The organism is Stenotrophomonas sp. GD03819, assembly GCF_029841665.1.
Lineage (GTDB): Bacteria > Pseudomonadota > Gammaproteobacteria > Xanthomonadales > Xanthomonadaceae > Stenotrophomonas > Stenotrophomonas geniculata.
Window position 1 is genome coordinate 22,644 of the sequence record NZ_JAOCEW010000011.1, and the last position, 26,587, is coordinate 49,230.

At 67.7% G+C, this 26,587-nt stretch carries 29 protein-coding genes; 18 read left to right on the forward strand and 11 right to left on the reverse strand.

The genetic code is table 11. The features are described 5' to 3' along the window. The first annotated feature begins 32 nt into the window (after positions 1-32). Both argS and N5D45_RS08370 read left to right on the forward strand, forming a co-directional pair. Positions 33-1,721 carry an arginine--tRNA ligase gene (gene argS, locus N5D45_RS08365; protein WP_164193139.1) on the forward strand — a complete coding sequence of 563 codons (1,689 nt, stop codon included), beginning with the start codon at positions 33-35 and terminating at the stop codon, positions 1,719-1,721. Positions 1,722-1,742: 21 nt separating this feature from the next. Further along, positions 1,743-2,645, forward strand: a complete 903-nt coding sequence (locus N5D45_RS08370; protein ID WP_057503854.1) for an SPOR domain-containing protein — start codon at positions 1,743-1,745, stop codon at positions 2,643-2,645. Positions 2,646-2,734: 89 nt separating this feature from the next. Here N5D45_RS08370 and N5D45_RS08375 read toward each other — a convergent pair whose 3' ends face one another. Next, complete coding sequence (locus N5D45_RS08375; RefSeq protein ID WP_019337645.1) at positions 2,735-3,487, reverse strand: SDR family NAD(P)-dependent oxidoreductase; 753 nt, start codon at positions 3,485-3,487, stop codon at positions 2,735-2,737. A 116-nt stretch (positions 3,488-3,603) separates the two neighbouring features. Between N5D45_RS08375 and N5D45_RS08380 the strand changes: the two genes are divergently transcribed. Continuing rightward, positions 3,604-4,071: a DUF1456 family protein gene (locus N5D45_RS08380; RefSeq protein ID WP_279938733.1), complete on the forward strand. Its 468-nt coding sequence runs from the start codon at positions 3,604-3,606 to the stop codon at positions 4,069-4,071. Here N5D45_RS08380 and N5D45_RS08385 read toward each other — a convergent pair. Then, entirely contained in the window at positions 4,040-4,927 is an 888-nt protein-coding gene (locus tag N5D45_RS08385; RefSeq protein ID WP_279938734.1) for a LysR family transcriptional regulator, read from the reverse strand. The genes N5D45_RS08380 and N5D45_RS08385 overlap by 32 nt on opposite strands. Before the next feature lie 144 nt (positions 4,928-5,071). Here N5D45_RS08385 and N5D45_RS08390 point away from each other — a divergent pair, with 144 nt between their 5' ends. Further along, on the forward strand, positions 5,072-6,220 hold the full coding sequence (locus tag N5D45_RS08390) for an MFS transporter (RefSeq protein ID WP_345782124.1): 1,149 nt from the start codon (positions 5,072-5,074) through the stop codon (positions 6,218-6,220). Here N5D45_RS08390 and N5D45_RS08395 read toward each other — a convergent pair. Continuing rightward, the gene (locus N5D45_RS08395; protein WP_053443780.1) at positions 6,217-6,915 is read right to left on the reverse strand and encodes a TorF family putative porin; all 699 of its coding nucleotides are present in this window, start codon (positions 6,913-6,915) and stop codon (positions 6,217-6,219) included. The two genes, N5D45_RS08390 and N5D45_RS08395, sit on opposite strands and share 4 nt — an antisense overlap. A gap of 178 nt (positions 6,916-7,093) precedes the next feature. Here N5D45_RS08395 and N5D45_RS08400 point away from each other — a divergent pair, with 178 nt between their 5' ends. Continuing rightward, positions 7,094-7,483 (forward strand): DUF6165 family protein, encoded by a 390-nt coding sequence (locus tag N5D45_RS08400; RefSeq protein ID WP_010486915.1) that lies wholly within the window; start codon positions 7,094-7,096, stop codon positions 7,481-7,483. Between the two features lie 6 nt (positions 7,484-7,489). On the opposite strand, the gene N5D45_RS08405 is transcribed toward N5D45_RS08400, so the two are convergent. Continuing rightward, positions 7,490-8,167 carry a response regulator transcription factor gene (locus N5D45_RS08405; RefSeq protein ID WP_049403468.1) on the reverse strand — a complete coding sequence of 226 codons (678 nt, stop codon included), beginning with the start codon at positions 8,165-8,167 and terminating at the stop codon, positions 7,490-7,492. Positions 8,168-8,357: 190 nt separating this feature from the next. Beyond that, entirely contained in the window at positions 8,358-8,930 is a 573-nt protein-coding gene (locus N5D45_RS08410; protein ID WP_010486919.1) for an Ax21 family protein, read from the reverse strand. Between the two features lie 282 nt (positions 8,931-9,212). Between N5D45_RS08410 and N5D45_RS08415 the strand changes: the two genes are divergently transcribed. Continuing rightward, a complete protein-coding gene (locus N5D45_RS08415) occupies positions 9,213-9,572 on the forward strand; it encodes a DUF1428 domain-containing protein (protein WP_279938735.1) in 360 nt (119 codons plus the stop codon). 15 nt (positions 9,573-9,587) lie between these two features. Here N5D45_RS08415 and N5D45_RS08420 read toward each other — a convergent pair whose 3' ends face one another. Both N5D45_RS08420 and N5D45_RS08425 read right to left on the reverse strand, forming a co-directional pair. After that, positions 9,588-10,280 (reverse strand): hypothetical protein, encoded by a 693-nt coding sequence (locus N5D45_RS08420; protein ID WP_010486925.1) that lies wholly within the window; start codon positions 10,278-10,280, stop codon positions 9,588-9,590. Positions 10,281-10,387: 107 nt separating this feature from the next. After that, complete coding sequence (locus N5D45_RS08425; RefSeq protein WP_049435203.1) at positions 10,388-11,281, reverse strand: hypothetical protein; 894 nt, start codon at positions 11,279-11,281, stop codon at positions 10,388-10,390. A gap of 490 nt (positions 11,282-11,771) precedes the next feature. On the opposite strand from N5D45_RS08425, the gene N5D45_RS08430 reads away from it, so the two are divergent. From N5D45_RS08430 to N5D45_RS08475, 10 genes are all read left to right on the forward strand, one after another. Continuing rightward, the gene (locus tag N5D45_RS08430) at positions 11,772-13,205 is read left to right on the forward strand and encodes a Do family serine endopeptidase (protein WP_049455509.1); all 1,434 of its coding nucleotides are present in this window, start codon (positions 11,772-11,774) and stop codon (positions 13,203-13,205) included. 101 nt (positions 13,206-13,306) lie between these two features. Then, the gene (locus tag N5D45_RS08435) at positions 13,307-13,672 is read left to right on the forward strand and encodes a hypothetical protein (protein ID WP_010486932.1); all 366 of its coding nucleotides are present in this window, start codon (positions 13,307-13,309) and stop codon (positions 13,670-13,672) included. Positions 13,673-13,680: 8 nt separating this feature from the next. Then, the gene (locus tag N5D45_RS08440; RefSeq protein ID WP_010486934.1) at positions 13,681-14,151 is read left to right on the forward strand and encodes a phage holin family protein; all 471 of its coding nucleotides are present in this window, start codon (positions 13,681-13,683) and stop codon (positions 14,149-14,151) included. After that, positions 14,148-14,615 carry a hypothetical protein gene (locus tag N5D45_RS08445; protein WP_019337636.1) on the forward strand — a complete coding sequence of 156 codons (468 nt, stop codon included), beginning with the start codon at positions 14,148-14,150 and terminating at the stop codon, positions 14,613-14,615. Before N5D45_RS08440 ends, N5D45_RS08445 begins: the two co-directional genes overlap by 4 nt. A 67-nt stretch (positions 14,616-14,682) precedes the next feature. Next, positions 14,683-15,792, forward strand: coding sequence for an AI-2E family transporter (locus N5D45_RS08450; RefSeq protein WP_010486939.1), 1,110 nt, complete (start codon positions 14,683-14,685; stop codon positions 15,790-15,792). Between the two features lie 93 nt (positions 15,793-15,885). Next, positions 15,886-16,353 carry a hypothetical protein gene (locus tag N5D45_RS08455; RefSeq protein ID WP_057503850.1) on the forward strand — a complete coding sequence of 156 codons (468 nt, stop codon included), beginning with the start codon at positions 15,886-15,888 and terminating at the stop codon, positions 16,351-16,353. 73 nt (positions 16,354-16,426) lie between these two features. After that, entirely contained in the window at positions 16,427-17,146 is a 720-nt protein-coding gene (locus tag N5D45_RS08460; RefSeq protein WP_228355039.1) for an HAD-IA family hydrolase, read from the forward strand. Between the two features lie 3 nt (positions 17,147-17,149). Then, a complete protein-coding gene (locus N5D45_RS08465; protein ID WP_053442392.1) occupies positions 17,150-18,517 on the forward strand; it encodes a M17 family metallopeptidase in 1,368 nt (455 codons plus the stop codon). A 134-nt stretch (positions 18,518-18,651) separates the two neighbouring features. After that, the gene (locus tag N5D45_RS08470) at positions 18,652-19,755 is read left to right on the forward strand and encodes a catalase family peroxidase (RefSeq protein ID WP_279938736.1); all 1,104 of its coding nucleotides are present in this window, start codon (positions 18,652-18,654) and stop codon (positions 19,753-19,755) included. Further along, on the forward strand, positions 19,752-20,288 hold the full coding sequence (locus N5D45_RS08475; protein ID WP_228355038.1) for a cytochrome b: 537 nt from the start codon (positions 19,752-19,754) through the stop codon (positions 20,286-20,288). Before N5D45_RS08470 ends, N5D45_RS08475 begins: the two co-directional genes overlap by 4 nt. A 545-nt stretch (positions 20,289-20,833) precedes the next feature. On the opposite strand, the gene N5D45_RS08480 is transcribed toward N5D45_RS08475, so the two are convergent. Genes N5D45_RS08480 through N5D45_RS08495 form a run of 4 tightly spaced genes read right to left on the reverse strand, consistent with a single transcriptional unit; the run spans position 20,834 to position 24,329 of the window. Then, positions 20,834-21,436, reverse strand: coding sequence for a response regulator transcription factor (locus tag N5D45_RS08480; RefSeq protein WP_049480028.1), 603 nt, complete (start codon positions 21,434-21,436; stop codon positions 20,834-20,836). Continuing rightward, complete coding sequence (locus tag N5D45_RS08485; RefSeq protein ID WP_228355037.1) at positions 21,433-22,647, reverse strand: sensor histidine kinase; 1,215 nt, start codon at positions 22,645-22,647, stop codon at positions 21,433-21,435. Before N5D45_RS08485 ends, N5D45_RS08480 begins: the two co-directional genes overlap by 4 nt. Before the next feature lie 6 nt (positions 22,648-22,653). Beyond that, a complete protein-coding gene (locus tag N5D45_RS08490) occupies positions 22,654-23,436 on the reverse strand; it encodes an ABC transporter permease (RefSeq protein ID WP_228355036.1) in 783 nt (260 codons plus the stop codon). Then, positions 23,433-24,329, reverse strand: a complete 897-nt coding sequence (locus N5D45_RS08495) for an ABC transporter ATP-binding protein (protein ID WP_057503845.1) — start codon at positions 24,327-24,329, stop codon at positions 23,433-23,435. The genes N5D45_RS08490 and N5D45_RS08495 overlap by 4 nt, the downstream gene beginning before the upstream one ends. Before the next feature lie 202 nt (positions 24,330-24,531). On the opposite strand from N5D45_RS08495, the gene N5D45_RS08500 reads away from it, so the two are divergent. Further along, positions 24,532-25,785: an efflux RND transporter periplasmic adaptor subunit gene (locus N5D45_RS08500; protein ID WP_019338656.1), complete on the forward strand. Its 1,254-nt coding sequence runs from the start codon at positions 24,532-24,534 to the stop codon at positions 25,783-25,785. Between the two features lie 102 nt (positions 25,786-25,887). Continuing rightward, positions 25,888-26,577: an ABC transporter ATP-binding protein gene (locus tag N5D45_RS08505; RefSeq protein ID WP_010486958.1), complete on the forward strand. Its 690-nt coding sequence runs from the start codon at positions 25,888-25,890 to the stop codon at positions 26,575-26,577. Positions 26,578-26,587 lie beyond the last annotated feature (10 nt).

The window sequence follows — 26,587 nt, forward strand, 5'->3', positions numbered from 1 at the left end:
CGATTCCGCCGCTCATTCTCACAGCAGGCCTCGTGAAAAATCTCCTCCGCGCCCTGATCAGCCAAGGCATCGAAGCCTTGCGCGCCAATGGCACCCTGCCCGCCGACTCCCTGCCGCCGGACTTCGTGGTCGAGCGCCCGAAGACCCGCGACCACGGCGACTTCGCCACCAACGCCGCGATGCTGCTGGCCAAGGCCGCGCGCAGCAATCCGCGCGCACTGGCACAGGCATTGGTCGAGGCGCTGCCGCGCAGCGAGGACGTCAGCAAGGTCGAGATCGCCGGCCCCGGCTTCATCAACTTCCACCTGGCCCCGGCCGCGTACCAGCGCGAAGCCGCCTCGGTCATCAAGGAAGCCCACGACTACGGCCGCAATCTGTCCGGCAATGGCCGCACGGTGGGCGTGGAGTACGTGTCAGCCAACCCGACCGGCCCGCTGCATGTCGGCCATGGCCGCGCGGCGGCGATCGGCGACTGCGTGGCGCGCGTGCTCGACGCCAACGGCTGGAACGCCAAGCGTGAGTTCTACTACAACGACGCCGGCGTGCAGATCGAGAACCTGGCGCTGTCCACCCAGGCGCGGATCAAGGGCATCGCGCCGGACCAGGACGGCTGGCCGGAAGGTGGCTACCGCGGCGAATACATCGCCGACGTCGCCCGCGCCTACATGGCCGGCGCCAGCGTCGACCTGGAAGGCAGCACCGTGGTCGGCGCCAAGGACCCGGACGACATGCAGGCGATCCGCCGGTTTGCGGTGGCCTACCTGCGCAACGAGCAGAACCTGGACCTGGCCGCGTTCGGCGTCGACTTCGACATCTATTTCCTGGAAAGCTCGCTGTACGCCGACGGCAAGGTAGCCGAAGCGGTGGCCAAGCTGCAGGCGTCGGGCCATACCTATGAAGAAGGTGGCGCGCTGTGGCTGCGCAGCACCGACTTCGGTGACGACAAGGACCGCGTGATGCGCAAGTCCGACGGCACCTTCACCTACTTCGTGCCGGACGTGGCCTACCACCTGTCCAAGTGGCAGCGCGGCTACGAGCGCGCGATCACCGAACTGGGTGCCGACCACCACGGCTCGCTGGCGCGCGTGCGCGCCGGCCTGCAGGCGATGGAAGTGGGCATTCCGCAGGGCTGGCCGGAATACGTGCTGCACCAGATGGTCACCGTCATGCGTGGCGGCGAGGAAGTGAAGCTGTCCAAGCGTGCCGGCAGCTACTTCACCCTGCGCGACCTGATCGAGGAAGCCGGCCGCGATGCCACCCGTTGGTTCCTGATCGCGCGCAAGCCCGATTCGCAGCTGACCTTCGACATCGACCTGGCCCGCCAGCAGAGCAACGACAACCCGGTGTTCTACGTGCAGTACGCGCATGCGCGCGTCTGCAGCCTGCTGCGCCAGGCGCAGGAGAAGGGCCTGATGTACGAACAGGGCAACGGCCTGGCCAACCTCGGCCGCCTGGCCGACGACGCTTCGCTGCTGCTGATGAACGAGATCTCGCGGTACCCGGAAGTGGTGGAGGCGGCCGGCGTGGCGCTGGAACCGCATCTGGTGGCGCAGTACCTGCGTGAATTGGCGCACGCGTTCCACACGTGGTATCACGGGACGCCGGTGCTGGTGGATGACGCCGCCGACCGCAACGCCAAGCTGACCCTGGCCTGCGCCGCGCGCCAGGTGCTGGCCAACGGCCTCGAACTCCTGGGCGTCAGCGCCCCGGAAAAAATGTAAGCATCAGGAGACGCAGTACACATGGCAGCACGACGCGGCAAAAACCAGGCACGACGCAACAGCAGCAGCCAGGGAACACCCGGATGGGTGTGGCTGGTCGCTGGCGTGGCGATTGCAGCCGTGGTGTTCCTGGCGGCGCCGAACCTGTTCAAGGGCGAAGGCGATGGCTTCCTTCGCGCCGGTCCGCAGCCGAACCCGAACGCGCAGCCGGCCCCGGTCGCGGATGCCGACAGCGATGTTGGCGCGCAGCCGGCCGCGCAGCCGGCCACGCCGAAGCCGGCCGAACCGGAGAAGCCGGCCGCCACCCAGTACGACTTCTACACCCTGCTGCCGGGCAAGGAAGTTGAAATGTCCGACGCCGAACTGGCCGCCAGCGCGCGTGCCGAAGACCAGCGCCGGGCCAAGGCCGAAGCGCAGCGCGCGCAGGCGGCTTTGGAAGGCAAGCCGGTTCCGGCCGCAGCCGCTGCACCGGCACCGACAGCAACCGCCAGCGTGGCCAGCACCGCACCGGTAACCGCCACCAGCCGTCCGCTGCCGGCACCGCTGAGCGAACGCCCGGCAGCGGCAACGCCTCCGGCCAGCACGCCGACGGCGTCGACCAGCAGCGCCGCCGCCACTCCGGCAGCGCGCGCGGAAACCCCGCCGACCGCGGCCAGTACCCCGGCCGCTGCTGCACCGGCCGCCGCCGACAACGCCCGCTACATCCTGCAGGCGGGTGCGTTCGGTGCCTCCGGCGATGCCGAAGCGACCAAGGCCAAGCTGGCGATGATGGGCCTGGCGGCACGCGTGGAATCGGCGCAGATCAACGGCAAGACCGTGTACCGCGTGCGCATGGGGCCGTATGGCAGTGCCGGCGAGTTGTCCGAAGCCAAGCAGAAGCTGGACGGCACCGGCCTGCAGGCGATGGCGATCAAGGCGCAGTAAGCCTGCCGCTGTGAACGAAAAAGCCGGGCATTGCCCGGCTTTTTTTTGTTTCTGTGGAGTCGAGCATGGCTCGACTCTACAAACGACCGTCAGCCTTCGCGGGCGACCTGGAAACCGGCGAAGGACTGGCTGACCGGCATCAGTTCAAGGCGATTGATGTTCAGGTGCGGCGGCAGGCTGGCTACCCAGAAGATCTGTTCGGCGATGTCTTCGGCGGTCATCGGGTTGGCGCCGGTATAGAGCTTGTCCGACGCCGCCTGGTCGCCATGGGTACGCACCACCGTGAACTCGGTTTCGGCCATGCCCGGCTCGATCGTGGTCACGCGCACGCCGGTGCCATGCAGGTCCGAACGCAGGCCCAGCGAGAACTGGCTGACGAAGGCCTTGGTGCCACCGTAGGCGTTGCCGCCCGGATACGGGTAGACGCCGGCCACCGAGGAAATGTTGATGATCGCGCCCTTGCGCTCCACCAGCTGCGGCAGCAGGCGATGGGTCAGGGTCACCAGCGCGGTGATGTTGGTGTCGATCATCGTGGTCCAGTCCGACAGCTTGGCACTCTGTGCCGGCGCGGTGCCCTGCGCCAGGCCGGCATTGTTGACCAGCAGATCGATCTCGCCGAAGGCCGGCGGCAGTGCCAGCAACGCGGCTTCCATCGCCACCGGATCGCGGATGTCGAAGGCAGCCGCGTGCACCACGTCCTTGCCGTAGCGCTCGACCAGCGGCTGCAGGCGTTCACCGCGGCGGCCGGTGGCGATCACCTTCCAGCCCGCCTGGGCGAAGCGGTGGACGGCGGCGGCGCCGAAGCCGGACGTGGCGCCGGTAATCAGGACAGTGCGGGTCATCAGGCAACTCCAGGGGGAAAAACCAGACCCCCATTCTGGCACCGTCGGCGGGGGGTTGCGTTGCCTGATCGGCCAGATCCGGCCCCTCCTGCCGGGGTGACCGGTACAATTGGGCCATGATCAACAACGATGTCCTGCGCAGCGTGCGCTACTCCCTGGATCTGGGCGACCACCACGTGGTGACCCTGTGCCAGATGGCCGACCCGGCCTTCGCCGTGGATCCCGAGCAGGTGAAGGCCTGGCTGCGCCGCGAGGACGAAGCCGGTTTCGAGGCGATGAACGACAGCGCGCTGGCGCACTTCCTCGATGGCCTGATCGTGCACCTGCGCGGTCGCGACGAGAGCCAGCCGCAGCGTGCGGTGGAAACCCGCATCGACAACAACCTGGTGCTGAAGAAGCTGCGCGTGGCGTTCCAGCTGCGCGACGTCGATCTGATGGAGATCTTCGCCAGCGCCGGTTTCAACGTGTCCAAGTCGGAAGTGGGCGCGCTGTTCCGCCAGCCCGGCCACACCAACTACCGGCGTTGCCTGGACCAGATGCTGCGCAATTTCCTCAAGGGCCTGAGCCTGCGCCTGCGCGGCTAAGCACGGCCTCGACGAACGCCCGCGCCGCCGGTGTCGGCAGCCGCTGCCAGACCAGGTGCACGCGGCGGGTCGGGGTTGGCTGCAGCGGAATCCGCACCACGCCTTCAAAGCCTTCGGCGATCAACGCCGGCACGATGCCGACCGCCAGCCCATGGCGGACGAAGCGCTCGATCAGTTCCATCAGATTGACCTCGAAGCGCACCGCATGCGGCAGGCCAGCGGCGGCGAAGGCATCGTCGGTCTGCCGCCGCGCACCAGTGCCGCGCGGGAAGTCGACCAGCGCCTCGTCCTGCAATTCGGTCAATGGCAGCCCCTTGCGCCGGGCCAGGCGGTGCGACGGCGCCAGCACCGCCACCAGGTCTTCTTCCTGCAGCATCTGGTGGCAGACCCCGTCCAGGCCGACCGAGGGTGCCAACCCGACCAGCGCCACATCCAGGTCGCGCGACTGCACCTGCGCGATCAGGTCCTCGCTCTTGTCGACCCGCAATTGGAATTCCACCTGCGGGTGCACCTGCTGGAAGGCGGCCAGCATCGCCACCACGTCGATGCCAGTCAGCGAGGAAATCTGCCCGATCGCCAGCAGCCCGCGCACCTCGCCACTCACCGCCGCCACGTCGGCACGCAGATGGCGCAGGCTGGCCAAGGCCTGCCGCGCATGCACCAGCATGGCCTCACCGGCGGCGGTGGCCCGCACCTGGCGCGGCAGGCGTTCAAACAGCGGCGTGCCCAGTTCCTGCTCCAGTGCGGCGATCTGGTGGCTGAGTGCGGACTGCACCACATGGCAGCGTTCGGCGGCGCGGGTGAAGTTGCCTTCCTCGGCCAGGGCGACGGCAAACTCGAGCTGCTTGAGGTTCACCCTGCTATCTCGTTTCCAGATGACAGGGATGATGATGATTCATTTCCATCATCGCTGCAGCAGGCGGACACTGTGCACCCCGCTTCTCTGGAACACCGCGTGAGTCCGTCCCTCCCCCCTCTGCACCGATGGCAGGTGCTGCTGATGTCGGTGGCTACCGGCGTGGCCGTGGCCAGCAACTACTATGCGCAGCCGCTGCTGCACACCATTGCCGATGCCTTCGGTGTGCCGTTCGGCCAGGTTGGCATGGTGGTTACTGCCGCACAGCTGAGCTATGCCGCCGGACTGATCCTGCTGGTGCCGCTGGGAGACCTGTTCGAACGCCGCCGCCTGATCGTGGTGATGAGCCTGTTGTCCGCCGGCGGGCTGGTGATCAGTGCCTGCGCGCCGTCGCTGGCCTGGTTGCTGGTAGGCACCGCGATCACCGGCCTGTTCTCGGTGGTGGCGCAGGTGCTGGTGCCGTTTGCCGCTACGCTGGCCGCGCCGGAACATCGCGGTCGCGTGGTCGGCACGTTGATGAGCGGCCTGCTGCTGGGCATCCTGCTGGCACGTACCGTGGCCGGCCTGCTTTCCAGCCTGGGCGACTGGCGCCTGGTGTACGCGATCGCCGCCGGCACCCTGGTGCTGACCGCGCTGGCACTGCAGCGCGGCCTGCCGCGCTTCCACCACAGCGCCGGCCTTGGCTACTTCGCGTTGCTGCGCTCGATCGGTGTGCTGTTCGTACAGGAACCGGTGCTGCGCCAGCGCACGCTGCTTGGCGCCTGCAGCTTCGCCATGTTCGCGATCTTCTGGACGCCACTGGCGTTCCTGCTGGCACAACCGCCCTACGCCTACAGCGACGCCACCATCGGCCTGTTCGGACTGGTCGGCGCCGCAGGCACGCTGGCGGCTGGCCTGGCCGGCCGCATGTCCGACCGCGGGCAGACCGGCCGCGCCACCGCCATCGCGCTGTTGCTGTTGCTGCTCTCGTGGCTGCCGCTGGGGCTGTCGGCACACTCGCTGCTGGCGCTGCTGGTCGGCGTGGTGGTGCTGGACCTGGCCGCGCAGCTGCTGCACGTCAGTAACCAGAACCTGATCTATGCACTGCAACCGGCCGCACGCAACCGCCTCAATGCAGGCTACATGACCGGCTACTTCATCGGCGGTTCGCTGGGTTCGCTGTTGTCGGCGCAGGTCTACCAGCGCTTCGGCTGGACCGGCGTCTGCGTGGCCGGTGCCACGGTGGCCGTGCTGGCCCTGCTGCTGTGGCTGCCCGGCGCGCTGCGTGCGCGCCAGGCGGTGTCGTCGAACTAGAAGCTGCCCTGCAGCGCCAGCTCCCAACGCCCCCCGGCATTGCCCGGGAACAGGCGCTTGGCCGCGCTGTCAGTGTCATGCACGGTGGCACGCAGCTCCCATGCCTGGGTCAGCGAGGCGATGGCACTGAGCTGGCCATGCAGGTAATCCGGACCCTGCGCGGTGGCCAGCCAATACTGGCCCACCGCCGCCTCCAGGCGGAACCGCTCGTGCAGCGGTACCCGCACGCCCAACTGGGCATAGGTGCCGCGATGGCCGCCGGCCAATGCATCGCTGGAATGGGCGACCTGCAACCAGGCGCGCTGCTTCCAGGTCACGGTGGTATTGAGTTCGGTCCAGTCCAGCGCGCGGCCGGTGCCCGGGTACATGTAGCGGGTCAGGTTGGCATCCAGTGTCCAGTCCGGGGCCAGCGCACCGGACCAGCCCGCCACCAGGTCGAACTCGCTGCGCGCGCCGTTGTCCGGCTTGAACGAAACGTTGGAGCCCCACACGCTGGCGTACCAACCCGATGGGATCGAAACCTTCGCGCCCGCCTGCACCGCCGGGTCGCCGTCGCTCTGCGAGCTGCCACGCCACACGTAGTCACTGGTCAACGCCGCACTGCCACTGACCTGTACCTGTGCCTGCGCGCTGCCGATTCCGAGCAGCCCTGCCAGGGCGGCCACCACCGCCGCCATCATCCCCTTGCTGTTCACTGCACTGTGTTCCTCGTCGAAGGCGGTCACGCCGCCGGGAACGCAGTGTCGAGGCGGTGGCCGTAACGGATCGAGGGTGCTGCCGGGCCCGTGGCGCAAATTCGGCGTAAATCCCGCGGATCGGGGCCACATGCCAGCAGCGCGGTATCATGGCGCCCTGTTTCCAGGAACCAACCGCGTGGACGCCATCCTGACCCCGGTATCGATCGGCGAGCTGATCGACAAGATCACCATTCTCCAGATCAAGGCCGAGCGCATCGACGATGCGGCCAAACTGGCCAACGTGCGCACCGAACTGGACGGCCTGCTGCCCTTGTTGCAGCAGCAGCTGCAGGCACAGCCGGCCCTGGCCGCGCTGCAGCAGCAGCTGAAGGCGATCAACGAGCGCATGTGGGACATCCAGGACCAGCTGCGCGACAAGGAAGCGGCCCAGGTATTCGACGATGCCTTCATCCAGCTGGCACGCGGTGTCTATGGCACCAATGGTGAGCGCGTGCAGGTGAAGAACGAGATCAACCGCGTGGCCGGTTCGGCGCTGGTGGAAGAGAAACAGTACCAGGGCGAGTAAGCCCGCTCATCCGCATTCGAGCAGGTGCCGGATGCGGAACAGCTCACCATCGCTGTGGATGCCCAGCTTCTCGTAGGCGGTCCGCTTCTGCGTGCTGACCGTACTGGCCGTGCGCCCGAAGCGCCGCGCCACCTCCCCGGTGGTGCAGCCCTGCAGGACCAGCCGGAGCACCTCGCGCTCGCGTCGGCTCAAGGGCGTGAGCACCGGCGCCGGTGTGCGCCGCATGCGCGATCGGCTCAACTGCGTGCGCAACTCCGGGGGCACGAAGCGGCCGCCACGCGCCAGTACGTCAACTGCGCGCCGCAGCATCTCCGGCGTGGTTCCCTTTGACAGAAAGCCGCGCGCGCCGGCCTGCATCGCCATGGTCACCGTGCTGGCATTGCAGTGCGCAGACAGCACCAGCACCGGCAGCAGCGGCCAGCGCCGCGACAACAGCCGCAACAGGGCCAGGCCCTGTTCGGGTCCGCACGGCGCCAGCAGGTCGATCAGCAACAGGTCGATGCCATCCGGCTGGCGCTGCAGCAGATCGAGCAGATCACCTTCGCGGGTGAAGCTGCCACAGACCTGCACGCCACCGTGCTGGCAAAGCACCACCTCCACCCCCAGGCGCAGCACGGGATGCGGCGCCAGCATTGCCAGGCGGCGGGGCCGATCGAGGGGCAGAGCGGGAACGGCAGGCGGCATCACATGGATCCGACGGTACGAAGTGCCCACCGTAGGCCCGCGCCGGGAGCAGCGGAATCCAATTTATTGCAACGCAGCAGCGGCCCCGGAACATGCTCAGCTGCGGTTTCGGGTCGTCACAACGCAACAGGCCCGGCATGCGCCGGGCCTGTCGAGGCATCTTCAGCGCGCAGGCGCGCCGAGGAAGCTATTACCAGCTGAAACGCGGGCCGACGGTGTATTCCTTGTCGCCGTCGCGGTTCATCTTCAGCTCGCCATTGATGCCCCAGTTCTGGTTCAGCTTGACCTGGCCACCCAGGCGACCGTACCACTGGCCTTCCGGATTGATGCCGTGCTTCTTCGAGAAATCTTCGTAACCGACCATGCCGTAGACTTCGGCGTGGGCACCGAAGGCGGTGCGGATACCCGCTTCAGCGCTGTAGCCGTTGAAGTCCAGGCCGTGCTTCTGGTCGCGCTTCTGGTAAGCAACGCGGGCAACGAAGTCGGTGGTCGGGGCGATTTCAACGTTGTAGCCGGCGCCGATCTTCCACTGGTCCAGCTTGATGTTGGTGTGGTCGATTTCCTGGCGGCTGTACTCACCGAAAGCGTGGAAGTTCGGCAGGAAGCCGTACGAACCCTTCACGCCCCAGCCGTCGGCCTTGAACGCGTCGATATCGGTCTTGGCGTAGTCGGCTTCGGCGTAGTTGTACGACAGGTTCTCAGCAGCCGAGGCGGTGAACGGCAGGGCAGCGGCCAGGGCCAGAGCAATCAGCGAATTCTTCATGGGGGTACACCTTTTACTTTCTTATGGTGTGCAGCAGCGCCAGGGCGCCATCGCATCGGGAATGTAAATTCTCCGTTATTCGCCACAACGCTCCCTGAAAACAGCGTTCTTCGCATTGCTGAATTTTTTGGCTTGATTCAGGCTGTCTCTGGCATACGCGCGCGGCGCGCGTGCATTTCATCGGCACAACGACTGTCGGTTGCAGGATGTCGATCCACGACGCCCTGGTTCGTCGGGTACTTGAAGGCCGTGCATGCGGCACGGTCCATCCGGAGGCAGGCAATGAGCTACATCGATGGTTTCGTCCTGGCGGTGCCCACCGCCAACAAGGAGAAGTTCCTCGCCCACGCACGCACAGGGGATCCCGTTTTCATCGAATACGGCGCGCTGCGCGTGGTCGAGTGCTGGGGCGATGACGTGCCGCACGGCAAGACCACCGACTTCTTCGGCGCAGTGAAAGCCACGCCGGACGAGACGGTGGTGTTTTCCTGGATCGAATGGCCGGACAAGCCGACCCGCGACGCCGGCATGAAGAAGATGATGGATGACCCGCGGTTTGATCCTGCGAAGAATCCGATGCCGTTCGACGGCGCGCGGATGATCTACGGCGGCTTCGTGCCGCTCTACGAGCTGACGCGCTGAACCGGGCGGACGTGCTCAGCGCGCGTCCGTTTCATCGCTGGCAGACGCATGGCCGGCGCCCAGAGCGGCGCCGGCGCCGAGGCCGACACCCCCCATGCCAGCGCCCATTCCGCCACCGCCACCTCCTCCACCCGCGCGACCGCCCTTGGCATCGCCCTCGTTGCGGCCCTTGCCGCCGCCACTGGCGCCACCCGGCCGGGTCGGCCCCTGCGGCGGTATCTGCAGGTCGGCCGGAATCGGCGCCAGATCCAGCGCTTCGCGCACGAAGTCGCGCAGCGAGACCACCAGTTCGTGGGTATGTACCGGCCGCCCCTGTGCCAGTTCATTGGCGGCACGCGCGGCCAGCCGCACCTGTTCGTCGGTGCCCAGCAGCAGGATGTCCGACAACGCCGCTTCAACGGCATCACGGATGCGGCGCGCGCGATCCGAACGGGGCTCGGCGATGCCCTCGGCATCCTCGCGCTGGCGCAGGTCACGGCGATGGCTGGGATCCACACCCAGTTCGCCGGTGAACGAACCGCCCAGGGTCTTGTAGGCCGCCATCAGCGTGCGCAGCCGTTCGTTGATCTGCCGGTTCTCGCGCTCGCGGCGCTGTTGCAGGGTCTGCATCACCAGCAGGCGGATGCCCACGCCCAGCAGGGTGATCAGGACCAGGCCGGCCAAGGTGGACAGCACGCCCTGCCAGGAACTGAAGTCGATACCACGCATGCCCGGGGCTCCGGCGGGAACAACCTGCATCTTGCCCCAGACCGCGTCCCAGAAACGCGAAAGGCCCCACCACCCGGGGGGTGGCAGGGCCTTCGGTCACGGCGCGATTACTTGCGCTTGGCGACCTTGCGCACGGCCTTCTTGGCCGGAGCCTTCTTGGCGGCGACCTTCTTCAGCGGCGCAGCCTTCTTGGCGACCGTCTTGCGGGTGGCGGCAACCTTCTTGCCAACTGCCTTCTTGGCAACGGCGGTCTTCTTGCCGACAACCTTCTTGGCAGCGGCGGTCTTCTTGCCGACGGCCTTCTTGGCGACAGCAGCCTTCTTGCCCACAACCTTCTTGGCGGCCGCGGTCTTCCTGGTGGCGACCTTCTTGGTGGCGGCAACCTTCTTGCCGACAACCTTCTTCGCAGCCACGGCCTTCTTGCCAGCGACCTTCTTGGCGGCGACGGTCTTCTTGGCCACGGCCTTCTTGGCGGTAGCGACCTTCTTGCCGACAACCTTCTTGGCGGCCGCGGTCTTCTTGGCAACGGTCTTCTTCGCGACGGCAGCCTTCTTGGTGGCGGCCTTCTTCACGGTAGCGACCTTCTTGCCGGCAGCCTTGGTGGCGGCCTTGGTGGTCTTCTTGGCAGCGGCGGCCTTCTTGGTCACAGCCTTGCCTGCAGCTGCCTTCTTCTTGGCCACTTCCTTCTTCAGGGCAGCGGCTTCGGCCTTGGCGTTCTTCTTGGCGGCTTCCAGCTTCTTCTTGGCGTTGGCAACAGTCTTGCCGACCGACTTGGCAGCCTTCTCGGCCTTCTTGGCAACGGTCTTCTCGACCTTGGCCACGGCCTTCTTGGCCTTGGCAACGCGGGTACCGGCAGCCTTGGTGGCGCGCTTGACGGTCTTCTTGACCGACTTCACTGCGTCTTCGGCAGCGTGGGCGATGGTCTCGCCAACGTTGGTGGCGGTTTCTTTGACGTTCTCGACGGCGTCGGTCACGACCGACACACCATTACCGTTGCTCATGTTGCCCTCCTGGGGGCCTTAAGTATCAAAACGGGGCGATGCTATACCGACATTGACGATCGTGGAACGGGGCGCGCGCGAGCAATCGCATCTGATGCGACGGCAATGGTGTAGCCGGGCGCCCTCGCGAGCACAGTGGGTTGACAGGAAACCCCTTTTTTTCAGTGCTGCGCCGCACGATCCGGGTAGCGGCAGGTGCTGCCTGCGTGCACAAGTCCGAATACAGCGAAAGGCGTGCGATATGGCGCATCGCGGCACCAGGATGCGCAGAACTGCGCAAGTATCGGCCTGTATCCACATGCGCTTCGGCAGACGTCGGCACGTTGAGAAGCACGCCCTATGCTGTCGGTACCGCCCCACAGATGGCGATGCCGACCCACGTTCCGGGCGCCGGTTTTCATGGCGCATTTATCCAGATCGCGACACACTCATTCAGCTTGTTTTACCGTAGGGCCGAACCGCCCCCACCCACGCCAGCGAACCGACTCCCATGCGACCGCTTCCCACCCTGCTCACGCTCGCAATCGCCGCCGCCTTCGGTGGCTTCGTTGCCACCGGCATCAATGCCCACCTGGACAACCGTGCCGATGCCGCGCCGCTGCCAGCGGTGCTGCCGACCACGGCGGCATTGCCCGCCTCGGTAGCCGGACAGGCGGTGCCGTCGCTGGCACCGATGCTGGAGAAGGCCATGCCGGCAGTGGTCAGCGTCAACACCAAGCAGGTGGTGCGCGTGCGCAACCCCTTCTTCAACGACCCGTTCTTCCGCCGCCTGTTCCCGGACATCCCGCAGGAACGCATCAACGAATCGCTGGGCTCGGGCGTGATCATCGACGCCAAGGAGGGCCTGGTACTGACCAACCACCATGTCATCGACAACGCCGATGACGTACAGGTGACACTGGCCGACGGGCGCACGGTCAAGGCCGAATTCCTCGGTTCGGACCGCGACACCGACATCGCGCTGATCCGCATCCCGGCGCAGAACCTGACCGACATAAAGCTCGGCAACAGCGACCAGCTGCGGGTAGGCGACTTCGTGGTGGCCATCGGCAACCCGTTCGGCTTCAGCCAGACGGTCACCTCGGGCATTGTCTCGGCGGTGGGCCGCAGCGGTATCCGCGGGCTGGGCTACCAGAACTTCATCCAGACCGATGCGTCGATCAACCCGGGCAACTCGGGTGGCGCACTGGTCGATCTGCAGGGCCAGCTGATCGGCATCAATACCGCCAGCTTCAACCCGCAGGGCAGCATGGCCGGCAACATCGGCCTGGGCCTGGCGATTCCCTCCAACCTGGCACGCAGCGTGGTCGACCAGCTGGTCAAGCACGGCGTGGTGGTGCGCGGCACGCTGGGCGTGGAAAGCCAGAACCTGACCGCGCAGATCGCGCAGGGCCTGGGCCTGGGCGAAACCCGTGGTGCGCTGATCACGCGCGTGCTGGCCGGTTCGGCCGCCGCCGCCGCCGGCTTGAAGCCGGGCGACGTGGTGGTCTCGGCCAACGGCCAACGTGTAGACAGCGCCGAAGCCCTGCACAACGTGGAAGGCCTGGCCGCGGTCGGCAGCGCATTGACGCTGGACGTGCGCCGCGAGGGCAAGCCGCTGCAGATCAAGGCAACGTTGAAGGAACAGGCGCGCGCGGTCACCGGCGAGAGCCTGGACCCGCGCCTGACCGGGGCCACCTTCGTCGACCTGCCCGAGTCATTGCGCCAGTCCGGTGTCGGCGGCGTGCTGGTCAGCGAGGTCAAGCGCGGCAGCCGCGCGGCCAGCAACGGCCTGCAGCAGGGCGACATCATCACCGATGCCACGGTGGGCGAATTCGCCGACCTGGCCAGCTGGCGCGCCAACTTCCAGCAGCGCCCGCCGACCCTGGTGATACGCGTGCTGCGCAACAATGGCCAGCAGCAGGGCCAGCTCGTGATGCGCTGATCGCCCTGCCGTAACACCCCCTATACCCCGGCAATGCTATTGCTGTCAGTCCAGGTCGGCACCGCCGACACCCGTTCCCCCATCGCAACAGGAGTGATTCGATGAGCCCCACCAATACCGAGAACCTGAAGGAACACTTGGGTGAAGCCGGTTCCCACCTGAAGCAGGCCGCGTCGGCCGCCGGCGGTGCAATCAAGGGTGCAACCGGCGCAGCGACCGACGAGCTTCGCATCGGCAAAGCCAACGTCAAGGCTGAACTGTCCGACAGCGCACTGTCCGGCCTGGCCGCCGCCGAGTTCGGTGGTGCCGCCGCCAAGGAGCAGGTGGATGCGCTGATGGACAAGGGCAAGGACCTGATCGACAGCGCCGCGGAGCTGATCCGTGAACGTCCGCTGGCCTCGTTCGGTGTTGCCTTCGCTGCCGGCTGGATCATCGCCAAGCTGGCCCGCGGCAGCAGCGACAAGTAAGCCGCGGCGTGAGCGAAGACAACGCGCAAGCCCCTGATCCAGCGGCCACCCCGCCGCTGGATGAGAGCATCCGCCAGGTCGGTGCGGCCGGTCGTGCCGCTGCCGATTCGGCCAAGCACACGCTGCGCTCGCTGCGCCGGTTGGCCTCGGCCGACTTCGCGATGGCACGCAGTGCGTTCGGTCGTGCACTGGCCTGGGCCGGCGTGGCGATCGTGTTCGGTGCCTCGGCCTGGCTGCTGATGGCCGCCACCCTCATCGCCCTGCTGCAGAGCTGGGGCCTGAGCTGGCTGCAGGCCCTGCTGATCACCTCGCTGCTGAGCCTGGCCGTCACCGGTTATGCGATCTGGCGGGTGTCCTACTTCTTCCACCACACCGGCATGCACGCTACCCGGCGCCAGCTGTCACGCCTGGGCCTGTTCGACGAACCCAGCGAAGACGATCCCGATGCCGAGGTGCAGCTGCCCGAGGGCAAGCCATGAAGTTCGGCGCGCTGCAACGGCGGGTGAAACGCTGCGAACAGGTGGTGACCGTGCGTCTGGGCGAGACCCAGGACCACTGGTCCACGCTCAGCGACGTCTGGCGAAAAGGCTGGTCGCCGCTGCGCATCGTGGTGGTCGGCCTGGCCGGTGGCTTCATCGCCGGCAAGCTGGAAGTGCCGGGCAAGGTCAACGGTGCCCGCTGGCTGCAGATGGTGGGCTCGGTCTCGAACCTGTTCGCCAGTGCACAGGCGGCGTTCGCCACGGCGATGGCGGCGCAGGCCGCAGCCACCGCCGACGACGCGGCCGAAGAAGCCGACGAGGCCAGCGAACAGGCACAGGCGGCGGCCTCCGCTGCCGAAGCACGGCCGGCACCGGCACCACGCTCCGTGCCGGAGCCAGGACCGGAACCGGACCTGCGCGGACCGCGTCCGGCCGAAGCGGCCACCGAGCTGTCCGAACGTTGAACCATGGAATCCGCCGCGCCGATCGCGGCCGGCGGATAATGCGCTCCCCTTCCCGGTTGGTGCGTCGATGAGCGAGTCCCTCCTGTCCCCGTCACCGGCCGGCCCCGAACAGCCCGACGTTCCGCTGCCGCCCGCATCGCGCCCGCGCGGACCGATGTCGCTGGTGGTGCTGGCCACTCTGGCGGTGGGCTACACCCTGTGGGCGGCACAGGACATCATCCTGCCGGTGCTGCTGGCGATGTTCTTCGCGCTGGTCGGCAATCCGATCCTGCGCCTGCTGCAGAAGCTGTGGATTCCACGCGCACTCGGCGCACTGCTGATCCTCGGCGCCGGGCTGGGCGTGACCGGTTCGCTGGCGGTGCAGCTGATCGGCCCGGCCATGGAATGGGCGCAGGAAGCACCGCAGCAGCTGCGCAAGGTCGCCCGCCAGGTGCAGGACCTGACCAAACCGGTGCAGCAGGCCAACCAGGCGGCGGAAAACTTCGCCCGCGTGGCCGGTGGTGACAGCAACCACAAGGTGCAGGTGATCCGCACCCAGATGGACGACCCCTATCGCATGCTGACCCGCGCGCCGCGGCTGGCCGCCTCGGTGCTGGCGGTGGTGCTGCTCACGCTGTTCTTCATGATCTATGGGCAGAGCCTGCAGCGCGCGGCCATCGCCCTGTTCCCGAACCGCCAGCAGCAGCGATTCACCAGTGACATCCTACGCTCGATCGAGCGCGAGGTTTCGCGCTATGTGCTGACCATCAGCGTGATCAACACGCTGGTGGGCCTGGTGTTCGCCGGCGTGCTGATGCTGCTCGGCATCGGCCTGCAGGAGGCGTTGCTGTGGGGCACTGTGGCCGCACTGCTCAATTTCGCCCCCTACGTGGGCCCGCTGATCGGCGTGGCGCTGATGCTGCTGATGGGCTTCGTCGAGTTCCGCGACCCGCTGCAGGCCCTGCTGCCGGCCGCCGCCTACCTGGGCCTGCACACCTTGGAAGGGCAGATGGTGACCCCGATCGTGCTGGGCCGTCGCATGAAGCTGTCGCCACTGGTACTGATCCTGGCGCTGATGGTGTTCGGCTGGGCCTGGGGCATGATCGGGCTGCTGCTGGCGGTGCCGCTGCTGGTATGCATCAAGCTGGTGCTGGCACGCCTGGACGGCATGCAGGGCTGGGCACGGCTGCTGGAATAACGGCATCAGTAAATGAAGGACGCAGATGGCGGAACCCGAAACTGGGACGAAGTGGCAGACTATGGCCCCCTTTTTTCGGATGGATCCGTTCGGATGATCGCTTTCGCTATGCGTTGCCTCGCCCTGGCCTGCCTTGCCGCTCCCGCGTTCGCCGCTGCGCCCCCGACTGCCGAGCAGGCACGCACCCAGCTTGCCGACGCGGTGACCTGCAAGCGGCACCTCACGCCCAAGCAGTTCGACGCCATGGCCCGGCTGCTGGCACCGGCCCCGGCGCGGGCGCAGAACGGCGAATCCAGCGGCGAGTTCCGGTTGACCACGCCGCTGATGGTGCTGGGCCAGCCCGTGAACCGTCTGCAGTCGTATGACGGCGACAGCGGCGAGGACGGCATCGACAGTTTCACTGCGTACTTCAGCTCAGCGAGCGTCGAACAGATCGCGGCACTGGCGAAGATGTCCGACCCGGTGGCGGGCACCTATACGAAGGAAGTGGGCCGGCACAACCTGGACGTGCAGCAGTTCGACGGCCAGACCACCATCGCCTGCTCGTACAACCTGCGCTGACCCGGCCCAGCCCCAGCGCCCCCCGCCCGCCGCGCCGCATGAAAGCCCGCGCGGGCAGGGGTAGAATGGCGGGGTGAATTTCCCCGTCCAAGCCATCACCCTCGACCTTGACGACACGCTGTGGCCGTTCGCTCCGATCGGCGCCCGCATCGACCTGGTCCTGCACGAGTGGATGCGTGAAAACAGCCCCGCCACGGCCGAGATGTATCCGGTGGCGGCAATGCGCGAACTGCGCGAGCGCCTGTACCACGCCCATCCGCACCTCCATCACGACCTGAGCGCACTGCGCCGGCTGACCCTGCACGAAGCGCTGCACACCAGTGGCGCCAGCCTGGATCTGCTGGAGCCGGCGTATGAAGTGTTCTTCGCCGCGCGCAATCAGGTCGAGTGCTACCCCGATGCGATCGACGCGCTGGCGCGGATTGCCGCGCGGGTACCGGTCGCAGCGCTGAGCAACGGCAATGCCGATCTGGAGCGGATCGGCCTGGCCCATCATTTCGCCTTCCAGCTGGGCGCGCGCGAGCACGGCGCGGCCAAGCCGGAGGCGAGCATCTTCCACGCCGCCTGCACCCGACTGGGTGTGGCACCGGCACAGGTACTGCACGTCGGCGACCACGCCGACATGGACGTGGCCGGGGCGATCGCCGCCGGCCTGCGCGGCTGCTGGATCAACCGCGACGCAGCCACCTGGACCCATCCGCAGCTGCAGCCGGACCTGCAGTTCGACACCCTTACCGGCCTGGCCGACTGGTTGGTCGCCAACCTCGACGCTGCCGCATCCCGGAGTACCTGACGCATGAGCGAGATCACTGGTTTCACTGCCGACACCGCCGCAGCACTGCCGCTGTACGTGCTGGACCGCGAGCAGTTCGCGGCCTGGAAGGACGGCCAGTCGGCTGCCACCCAGGCATGGCTGGCGTCGCAGGGCTTCACCGCCGGTGCCTTCACCACGGCGTTGCTGCCCGGCGCCGATGGCCTGGCCGGAGCGGTGATCGGTGTCGGTGATCGCGCCGATGCCTACAGCTATTCGCATGCCCCGCATGCCCTGCCGGAAGGCAGCGTGTGGCAGCTGGCCAGCGAACTGCCGGCCGCCGAACTGGCGCTGCTGCAGCTGGGCTGGGGCCTGGGCAGCTACCGCTTCGACCGCTATCGCAAGCGCCACCGTGCGCCGGCGCGCCTGGTGGCCGAGCCGACCGGCGAAGTGGCCGACCTGATCGCCGCCAGCCTGCGCGTGCGTGACTGGGTCAACACCCCGACCGAAGACATGGGTCCGCAGCAGCTGGAAGACGCCGCGCGCGCGCTGGCCGATGCGCACGGCGCGCAGGTCGAGGCGATTACCGGCGACGAACTGCTGAAGCAGAACTTCCCGGCCATCCACGCGGTGGGCCGCGCCTCGCACCGCTCACCGCGCCTGGTCGTGCTGCGCTGGGGCAAGGACACCGATCCGGCACTGGTGCTGGTCGGCAAGGGCGTGTGCTTCGATACCGGCGGCCTGGACATCAAGCCGGCCGACGGCATGCGCAACATGAAGAAGGACATGGGCGGCGCCGCGCACGCACTGGCCCTGGCCGGCCTGGTGATGGCACGCGGGCTGCCGGTACGCCTGACCCTGCTGGTGCCGGCGGTGGAAAACGCGATCGGCCCGGATGCATTCCGCCCGGGCGAAGTGATCGCCACCCGCAAGGGCCTGAGCGTGGAGATCGACAACACCGACGCCGAAGGCCGCGTGATCCTGTGCGATGCACTGACCTTCGCCAGCGAACAGAAGCCCGACCTGGTGCTGGACTTTGCCACCCTCACCGGCGCCGCGCGCATCGCGCTGGGCCCGGATCTGCCGGCGCTCTTCAGCAATGACGACAACGTGGCGCAGCAGTGGCTGCAGGCCGGTGATGCGACCCGCGACCCGGTCTGGCGCATGCCGCTGTGGCGCCCCTACCTGCGTTACCTGACCAGCGGCATCGCCGATCTGGCCAACGCCGGCTCGCGCATGGCCGGCTCGGTCACCGCCGCGCTGTACCTGGAGCGCTTCCTGGAAGACGGCCAGCGCTGGGCGCATCTGGATGTGTATGCCTGGAACGACGGTGAGCGCCCGGGCCGTCCGGCCGGTGGCGAAGCGCTGGCGCTGCGCTCGGCGTGGGCGATGCTGAAGGCGCGTTACAGCTGATCGGGTGGGTGCCGACCTTGGTCGGCACGCCGTCCCGGCAATCTTGACGAAAATTTGAATACCGGGCCTGGAAGGGTTCTGCGAGGATGTGTGGGTCGACCACCCACACGTTCCGTGAAGGCAGGACTCCGACCATGTCGCTCTTCCGCTACACCCGCGCTGGCCAGACGCCGGGCGCACCACGCAAACATTCGCCGCTGCCCTGGATCGCACTGATCGCACTCATTCTGGGTGCGGTCGCGCTGGCCTTCGCCTGGCTGGCCGGCTGGATCGGCAACCGCCTGACCGCGCAGCGCTTCACCGACACCATCGAGGCCACCGGCCCGGCCCATCCGGGCTTCCGACGCGCGCACAGCAAGGGCATCTGCGTGAGCGGCTGGTTCGAACCCAGCGCGCAGGCGCCCACCCTGTCCAGCGCCCGCGTGTTCTCGCAGCGCCGCGTACCGGTGATGGGCCGCCTGTCGATCGGCGGCGGCGCCCCCTACGGCGCCGACAACACCGCACGCGTGCGCAGCCTGGCGGTGCAGATGGTCAGCGATGACGGCCAGGAATGGCGGATGGCGATGAACAGCTTCCCGTTCTTCGCCGTGCCCGATGCCGAGGCGTTCTACGCGCAGACACGCGCCTCCATTCCGGACCCCGCCACCGGCAAGCCCGACCCGCAGAAGATGGCTGCAGTGCTGGCGAAGTACCCCAGTGCACAGGCGTTCCAGCAGTGGGCCAAGACGGCACCGTGGACCAGCAGCTGGGCCGACACCACCTTCAACAGCGTCAACAGCTTCTGGTTCACCAACGCGCAGGGCCAGAAGCGTGCCGTGCGCTGGCGCTGGCAGCCACAGGCGCCGGTGGTGGAGATGGATGCGGAAACGCGCAAGCAGGCCAGTGTCGATTTCCTCAGCCAGGAACTGCAGCAGCGCCTGGCCAGCGGCCCGGTACGCTGGAACCTGGTCGTGACCACCGCCGAGCCCGGTGATGCCATTGATGATCCGTCGGTGCCGTGGCCCGAGTCGCGCGATCAGGTGGTGGCCGGCGTACTCAGCCTGGACCGCATGCAGTCGCAGGAACAAGGTGCGTGCGGCCAGATCAACTTCGATCCGCTGATCCTGCCCAGTGGCGTGCGCGGCAGTGATGATCCGATCCTGGCCGCCCGCTCGGCGGTGTATTCGCAGTCCTTCAACCGTCGCGAACGCGAGCGCGCCAGCGGCAATGTCGAGCAACCGAAGGAGGCCGCACGATGAACACCGGCAACGGCCACTTCAACCTGCTGGCGCGGGTGCTGCACTGGTCCATGGCGCTGATGATCATCGCCATGCTGTTCGTCGGCGTGACCATGGTCGCCTCGTTGCATCTGCGGCCGATGCTGATCGATCTGCACCGCCCACTGGGTATCACCATCGGCGTACTGGTGCTGCTGCGCCTGTACAACCGCCTGCGCCACCGCCCGCCGCCGCTGCCTTCCGACCTGCCCGCCTGGCAGGTGCTGGCAGCAAAGGCCTCGCACTGGATGTTGTACGCGCTGATGCTGGCGATGCCGCTGATCGGCTGGGCGATGCTGTCGGCTGGCGGCTACCCGATCATGCTGTGGGGTGGCCTGCACCTGCCGCCGATCGTGCCGCACACTCCGGCGCTGTATGCCGCGTTGCGCAATGCGCACAGCCTGCTGGCGTATGTGTTGTTCGCCACGGTGCTGATGCACGTGGGTGCGGCGCTGTTCCACCTGTGGGTGCGGCGCGATGGCGTGTTCCAGGCGATGGCGCGCGGGAAGGATTGATCGGGTTCGCCGGGCGTTCCCGGCGGATCGTTTCCGCGACTTCGGAGGGTGTCACTTTCTTTGCGCGCAAAGAAAGTAACCAAAGAAACGCTCCGCCGGCCGCGAGCCGACGTGCTGCGCACGCCGGTGCCCTGCGCTCCTCGGCCCGCCGAGGGACGGCGCGGGAACTCGCTGCGCTCAAACACCCGCGCCTCTTCGCCCTCGCCGGTCCTGCGGTGCTCGGCTCGCTTGAAGGCGGACTCAGATCAAAGGCGAAAGCGGCCGCTTCACTCGTCGGACACGGCCCGGCGCTACCAAATATCGTCGTGCAGCTTTGGTTCTTGACCTTGGGTCCGCCTTGAGCGAGCCGAGCATCGTAGGGGAATCAGGGGCGCAGAGGCGCCGGTGTTTGAGCGCAGCGAGTTCGGCGCCGTCCCCTGATTCACCGAGAAGCGCAGGGCACCGGCGCGCAGCGCCGGCTCGCGATGTGGCGGCGTTTTTCTTTGGTTACTTTCTTTGCACGAGCAAAGAAAGTGACACCTCTCCGCAGGCGCGGAAATGATTCCCTACAACCACCCCTTCTGCCGCGCCAGCCGGTACGCCTCGATCCGGTTGGCCACACCCAGCTTGCCGATGCACTCGGACAGGTAATTGCGCACCGTGCCGTGCGACAGCCCCAGCTGCTCGGCAATCTCGCTGGCGGTACGGCCTTCGCCGGCCAGCCGCAGCACGCGGCGCTCGCGGTCGGTCAATGGGTCGGCCTGCGACCAGGCATCGAGTGCCAGTTGCGGGTCGATCGCACGGATACCCTGCTTCACCTTGCGCAGTGCATCGGCCAGGTTCTCCGCCGGTGCGTCCTTCAACAGGTACCCCAGCACGCCCGCTTCCAGCGCGCGGCGCAGGAAACCGGCGCGGGCGAAGGTGGTCACGATCACCACCTTGATCGGCAGTTCATGGCGGGCGATGCGCTGTGCCAGCTCCAGCCCGGACAGGCCCGGCATCTCGATGTCGGTCACCAGGATGTCCGGCTGCAGCTGCTGCAGCATGCGCCAGGCAGCCTCACCGTCGGCGGCGCTGCCCAGCACCTCGATATCCGGCTCCAGGCTCAGCAGTGCCGACAACGCGCCACGCACCATCGCCTGGTCTTCGGCCAGCAGGATGCGGATCATGCAGCACCATCCTGAGCCAGTGACGCTGGCGACAGCGGCGTGGTCGCGGCCACCAGTGGCACGCGCACGGTCACTACCGTGCCCTCTCCGCGCGGCGACTGCAGTGACAACTGTCCACCCAGCGCCATAGCCCGTTCGCGCATGCCGCACAATCCATTGCCTTCGGCCTGTACGCCGCCACGGCCATCGTCGCGGATCTGCATCGCCAGCATTCGTCCTTCCAGCATGAATTCCACCCGCGCCTGCGTCGCCTGCGCGTGGCGCACGATATTGGTTGCCGCCTCGCGCAGCACCAGCGCCAGTCCGCGCTCCACGTCCACCGGCATCGGCGGTGGAGGCGCGTACTGCAGGTGCACCTGCTGGCATTCCAGCAGCAGGCGCGCCGAGGCCAGTTCGCCGGCCAGGTCACTGGCGCGGATGCCGGTGACCGCACTGCGTACCTGGGCCAGCGCTTCGCGGGCGATGTCCTCGGCTTCGCCGATCTCCTGCCGCGCACGGGCATCGCCACGGTCGTGCAGCTTGCGCGCCAGCTCCAGCTTCAACGTGATCAAAGACAGGGTATGGCCGAGCAGATCATGCAGATCGCGGCCGATGCGCTCGCGCTCGGCGGTGGTGGCCAGCCGCCGCACTTCCTCCTGCGAAAGCTGCAATGCGGCATCCTTTTCCTTGTTCACCGTCTCCACGTTCACCACCATGCCGATGATGAACGACACCGCCGGCACCCAGACCAGGCTCTGCCACGGGTAGTGCGCAAGGTAGGCCACCAGGTAGAACACCGCGTTGAGTACGGTCAGCAGCAACAGATAACCCCACCAGCTGCTGCGACCGCAGACCCGCAGCATCACGCAGCCGAAAATGAAGTAGCTGATGCCCGATGGGTACCAGGGCACCAGCACGATCGCCAGCGCGGTCATCGCCAGTGCATAGCGGGGCGCATGGTGCCGCGGCGACAGCAGCAGGCGCGCATACAACAGCAGGAACAACGGATAGCTGGCCAGGGTGAACCACAGCCAGCGCAGCGTGTACCCCCCTGAAAACAGCGGCGTCATGAACACCCACACCGTCCACAGCAGGTGGATGGCATCGGCCCAGGCCGGCTTGCCGCGGCGCAGGTTGTCGGCCACCGCCGAATCCGGTGCGGGGCGCAGCAGGGAGGCAAGCCAGCTCGGTGGCACGGGAGGATCCAGGCGGGGACGATCGCTGCCGATCATGCCAGTTCAGCCGATCCGGCGCAGGCGGCGCCGTGCCAGCAGCAACGCCACGAGGGTCACCGCCAGCAGCACCAGCAGATGGCCGGCGACGCTGCCCGCAGACGGCAACCCGACCACCGGCAGCGCCAGCTGGGCCAGGTGCCAGGTCGGCCACAGCGGTGCCATCATCGAAAACATCTTGGGCAGCGCCGACAGCGGTAGCCACAGGCCCGACAGCAACGCCAGCGGCAGGTAGACCAGGTTGCCCATCGCCGGCGCTGCGCTGGCACTGACATGGCTGCCGATCAGTAGGCCAATCGCCCCCAGCGGCAGCGCAGCCAGGCCCGCCACCGCCAGCAGCTGCAGCACCTGCAGGGCGTGCAGCTGCACACCCCCCAGCACAGATGCCACGCCGATCAACAACGAGGCCACCAGCAGCGCGAACATCACGGCCATCGCAAGTCGCGCCAGCAGCGGCGCCGCCGGCGGCATCGGCAGCGCCCGCTTGAGCGTGAGCAGCCCGCCTTCTCGGTCCAACGCCAGCTGCACGCCGAAGCCGAACAGGGCCGGGGCCATCGCGCCGAACACGCAGTAGGTGGCCAGCAGGTACAGCGGAGCGTGGCCACGGCCCAACAGCACGCCAAACAGCAGGTAGAACAACACCGGGAACAGCAGCGAAGGTACGGCGAAGGCGGGTGTACGCCAGGCGCGGCGCAGTTCGGCCACCAGCTCAGCGCAGTAGGGACGCAGGGCCTGGCGCCAGGCAGACGACGGCGCCGGTGCGGTGCCGGTACGGGTCATCGTGTTCATGCGGCCTCCCGGGTCAGGTCGAGGAAGGCGTCGGCCAGCGCCGCGCCCTGTACTTCCAGCTCACGCAACTGCGCGTCGGCCGCCAACAGGCGTGCCACCACCGGCTCGGCCGGGCTCGCCAGCAGCTGCAGATGCTCGCCGTCGCGCTGCACCTGCTGCACGCCCGCCCAGTGCTGCACGTCCTCGACAGCCAGCGCGCTGCGGCAGCGGATGCGGCGCGGCCGGTCGGCCAGGCGCAGCTCGGCCAAGGGTGCGTCGGCCAGTACCCGGCCGCCTTCCAGCACCACGACGCGCTGCGCCAGCGCCTCGGCCTCTTCCAGATAGTGTGTCGTAAGCAGCACGCCGCAGCCTTCGGCCACCAACTGCCGCACCGCCTGCCACATCGCCTGCCGCGCCTGGATGTCCAGCCCGGTGGTGGGCTCGTCCAGGAACAGCACCCGCGGGCGGCCGCACAGCGCGATGGCGAACTGCACCGCGCGCTGCTGGCCGCCGGACAGCTGGCCGTAGCGGCGGCGCGCCAGCGCCTGCAGTCCGGCGCGCTGCAGTACCTCCGGCAACGGCATCGGGTCGGGGTAACAGGCACTGGCCTGGGCCACCAGCTCGTCCACCTGCAGCATCGGCGGCAGGTTCGTGCTCTGCAGCATCACGCCCAGGCCCAATCGACTGGCCCGCTGCTGCGGGTCGCCGCCGAGCAGCTCGACCTGGCCGGCATCGGCGTGACGCAGGCCCAACAGCACGCTGATCGCGGTACTCTTGCCGGCACCGTTGCGGCCCAGCAATGCCAGCACCTGGCCAGCGCGGACCTGCAGGTCGATGCCATGCAGGGCGGTATGGTCGCGGTAGCGCACCTGCACCTGCTGCAGGCGGGCCAGCGACGGGGCGATCGGATCCATGGGCGGTACCGGTAGCGGGGACGTTGCCATCCTGTACCGGCGTGGTCACATTTCGCAGTTGCCGCCGTCAGTGTCATCGGGTGACAGCTGTCACTGCCGTCATCGCCGTACCTGCCTTCATGCTGTGCCGCACGCTCCACCGCCGGAACCGCCGCCGTCTGCCCTTCCGGCCACACCCGCCCGAACGCCTGTGATGGAACGAATGAACGCTTCTGCCGAGCTGTTGAAGGAACTCCGTATCGACCGCAAATCGCCCCCGCCGGCCTCCGGTGGTGGCAGCAACGGCGGTGGTCGCCGTTGGTTGTGGATCGCGATCATCGTGGCCGTGCTGCTGATCGCCGCCGCCGTCGCCTTCCTGTTCGGCCGTGCGCCGGCCGTGGAGGTGGAAACCGCGCCCGCCGTGGCCATCCAGCAGGGCAATGCCAGCAGTTCGGTGCTCGACGCCAGCGGCTACGTGGTCGCCCGCCGCATGGCCACGGTCTCGGCCAAGATCACCGGCAAGGTGCGCGAGGTGATGATCGAGGAGGGCATGCGCGTGGAACAGGGCCAGATCATGGCCACGCTGGACCCGATTGATGCCGACGCCCAGCGCAGCCTGTATGCCTCGCAGCTTCAGGCCGCACGCAGCCAGGTGGCCGGGCTGGAGGCGCAGCAGAAGCAGGCCACCGCCGAAGCCAGCCGCCTGCAGGCACTCGTCGGCCAGCAGCTGGTATCGCGCTCACAGTACGACCAGGCCGTGGCACAGCGCGACAGCCTGCGTGCGCAGCTGGAGACCGCCCAGCGCAACGTCAAGGTCGCCAACGACCAGCTGGCCATCGCCGATCTGGGCGTGGACAACAACATCGTGCGCGCGCCGTTCTCCGGGGTGGTCACCGCCAAGGCCGCGCAGCCCGGCGAAATCGTTTCGCCGCTGTCGGCAGGCGGTGGCTTCACCCGTACCGGCATCGGCACCATCGTCGACATGGACTCGCTGGAGATCGAAGTCGAGGTGGGCGAGGCCTTCATCGGCCGCGTGCAGCCGAAGATGCCGGTGGAAGCCACGCTCAACGCCTATCCGGAGTGGAAGATTCCGGGCGAGGTGATCGCCATCATCCCCACCGCCGACCGCGGCAAGGCCACGGTGAAGGTGCGCGTGGCGCTGAAAGTGAAGGACCCACGCATCGTGCCGGAGATGGGCGTGCGGGTCAGCTTCCTGGAACAGGCCCAGCCGCAGGCCGCCGCCAAGCCGCAGGGTGTGCGCGTGCCGGGCGGCGCCGTGGTGCAGCGCGAGGGCGCATCGGTGGCCTTCGTGCTGGGTGACGAAAACCGGGTACAGCAGCGCAAGGTCGAGGCCGGCCAGGCGATGGGCAAGGACCGCCAGATCCTCAAGGGTGTGAGTGCAGGTGAATCGGTGGTGGTGAACCCGCCGGACACCCTGCGCGATGGCGCCAAGGTGCAACAGAAACAAGCGCAGTAACGGCCTGGCGCCCATGGGCGCCGCCGGCAACACCGCTCGACGCACGCCCGCAGCCACCGCAGGTGCGCTTCCCCGTTTCCCGCCTTCCGTGGAGAACAACCCATGTCGACCCTGGTTTCACTGCGCAACATCACCAAGACCTACCAGCGTGGCCCCGAGAAAGTGCAGGTGCTGCACGGCATCGACCTCGACATCGCCAGCGGCGACTTCGTCGCGCTGATGGGCCCGTCCGGTTCGGGCAAGACCACCCTGCTCAACCTGATCGGTGGGCTGGACAACCCCAGTGGCGGCGAAATCAGCATCGAAGGCGAGCGCATCGACCAGATGAGCGGTAGCCAGCTGTCGACCTGGCGCAGCCACCACGTTGGCTTCGTGTTCCAGTTCTACAACCTGATGCCGATGCTGACCGCGCAGAAGAACGTGGAACTGCCACTGCTGCTGACCCACCTCAATGCGGCGCAGCGCCGCCGCAATGCGGAGATCGCGCTGACCCTGGTGGGCCTGGCCGATCGCCGCAGCCATCGCCCGAATGAACTGTCCGGCGGCCAGCAGCAGCGCGTGGCGATCGCGCGGGCGATCGTCTCCGACCCGACCTTCCTGATCTGCGACGAACCGACCGGCGACCTCGACCGCCAGTCCGCCGAGGAGATCCTCGGCCTGCTGCAGCAGCTCAACCGCGAGCATGGCAAGACCATCATCATGGTCACCCATGACCCGAAGGCGGCCGAGTACGCCACGCACACGGTGCACCTGGACAAGGGCGAGCTGGCCGACGCCCCGCTGGCCCACTGACGGAGGCCAC

Excerpts from the sequence above, each read along its gene's own strand:
- N5D45_RS08415 (WP_279938735.1), top strand. The coding sequence starts at position 9,213 with ATGAGCTACATCGATGGTTTCGTCCTGGCGGTGCCCACCGCCAACAAG.
- N5D45_RS08480 (WP_049480028.1), bottom strand. The coding sequence starts at position 21,436 with ATGATCCGCATCCTGCTGGCCGAAGACCAGGCGATGGTGCGTGGCGCG.
- N5D45_RS08485 (WP_228355037.1), bottom strand. The coding sequence starts at position 22,647 with ATGATCGGCAGCGATCGTCCCCGCCTGGATCCTCCCGTGCCACCGAGC.
- N5D45_RS08405 (WP_049403468.1), bottom strand. The coding sequence starts at position 8,167 with ATGCCGCCTGCCGTTCCCGCTCTGCCCCTCGATCGGCCCCGCCGCCTG.
- N5D45_RS08470 (WP_279938736.1), top strand. The coding sequence starts at position 18,652 with ATGTCGCTCTTCCGCTACACCCGCGCTGGCCAGACGCCGGGCGCACCA.
- N5D45_RS08420 (WP_010486925.1), bottom strand. The coding sequence starts at position 10,280 with ATGCGTGGTATCGACTTCAGTTCCTGGCAGGGCGTGCTGTCCACCTTG.
- N5D45_RS08375 (WP_019337645.1), bottom strand. The coding sequence starts at position 3,487 with ATGACCCGCACTGTCCTGATTACCGGCGCCACGTCCGGCTTCGGCGCC.
- N5D45_RS08465 (WP_053442392.1), top strand. The coding sequence starts at position 17,150 with ATGAGCGAGATCACTGGTTTCACTGCCGACACCGCCGCAGCACTGCCG.
- N5D45_RS08490 (WP_228355036.1), bottom strand. The coding sequence starts at position 23,436 with ATGAACACGATGACCCGTACCGGCACCGCACCGGCGCCGTCGTCTGCC.
- N5D45_RS08505 (WP_010486958.1), top strand. The coding sequence starts at position 25,888 with ATGTCGACCCTGGTTTCACTGCGCAACATCACCAAGACCTACCAGCGT.
- N5D45_RS08370 (WP_057503854.1), top strand. The coding sequence starts at position 1,743 with ATGGCAGCACGACGCGGCAAAAACCAGGCACGACGCAACAGCAGCAGC.
- N5D45_RS08450 (WP_010486939.1), top strand. The coding sequence starts at position 14,683 with ATGAGCGAGTCCCTCCTGTCCCCGTCACCGGCCGGCCCCGAACAGCCC.
- N5D45_RS08430 (WP_049455509.1), top strand. The coding sequence starts at position 11,772 with ATGCGACCGCTTCCCACCCTGCTCACGCTCGCAATCGCCGCCGCCTTC.
- N5D45_RS08500 (WP_019338656.1), top strand. The coding sequence starts at position 24,532 with ATGAACGCTTCTGCCGAGCTGTTGAAGGAACTCCGTATCGACCGCAAA.
- N5D45_RS08455 (WP_057503850.1), top strand. The coding sequence starts at position 15,886 with ATGATCGCTTTCGCTATGCGTTGCCTCGCCCTGGCCTGCCTTGCCGCT.
- N5D45_RS08475 (WP_228355038.1), top strand. The coding sequence starts at position 19,752 with ATGAACACCGGCAACGGCCACTTCAACCTGCTGGCGCGGGTGCTGCAC.
- N5D45_RS08410 (WP_010486919.1), bottom strand. The coding sequence starts at position 8,930 with ATGAAGAATTCGCTGATTGCTCTGGCCCTGGCCGCTGCCCTGCCGTTC.
- N5D45_RS08495 (WP_057503845.1), bottom strand. The coding sequence starts at position 24,329 with ATGGATCCGATCGCCCCGTCGCTGGCCCGCCTGCAGCAGGTGCAGGTG.
- N5D45_RS08425 (WP_049435203.1), bottom strand. The coding sequence starts at position 11,281 with ATGAGCAACGGTAATGGTGTGTCGGTCGTGACCGACGCCGTCGAGAAC.
- N5D45_RS08380 (WP_279938733.1), top strand. The coding sequence starts at position 3,604 with ATGATCAACAACGATGTCCTGCGCAGCGTGCGCTACTCCCTGGATCTG.
- N5D45_RS08390 (WP_345782124.1), top strand. The coding sequence starts at position 5,072 with ATGTCGGTGGCTACCGGCGTGGCCGTGGCCAGCAACTACTATGCGCAG.
- N5D45_RS08445 (WP_019337636.1), top strand. The coding sequence starts at position 14,148 with ATGAAGTTCGGCGCGCTGCAACGGCGGGTGAAACGCTGCGAACAGGTG.
- N5D45_RS08435 (WP_010486932.1), top strand. The coding sequence starts at position 13,307 with ATGAGCCCCACCAATACCGAGAACCTGAAGGAACACTTGGGTGAAGCC.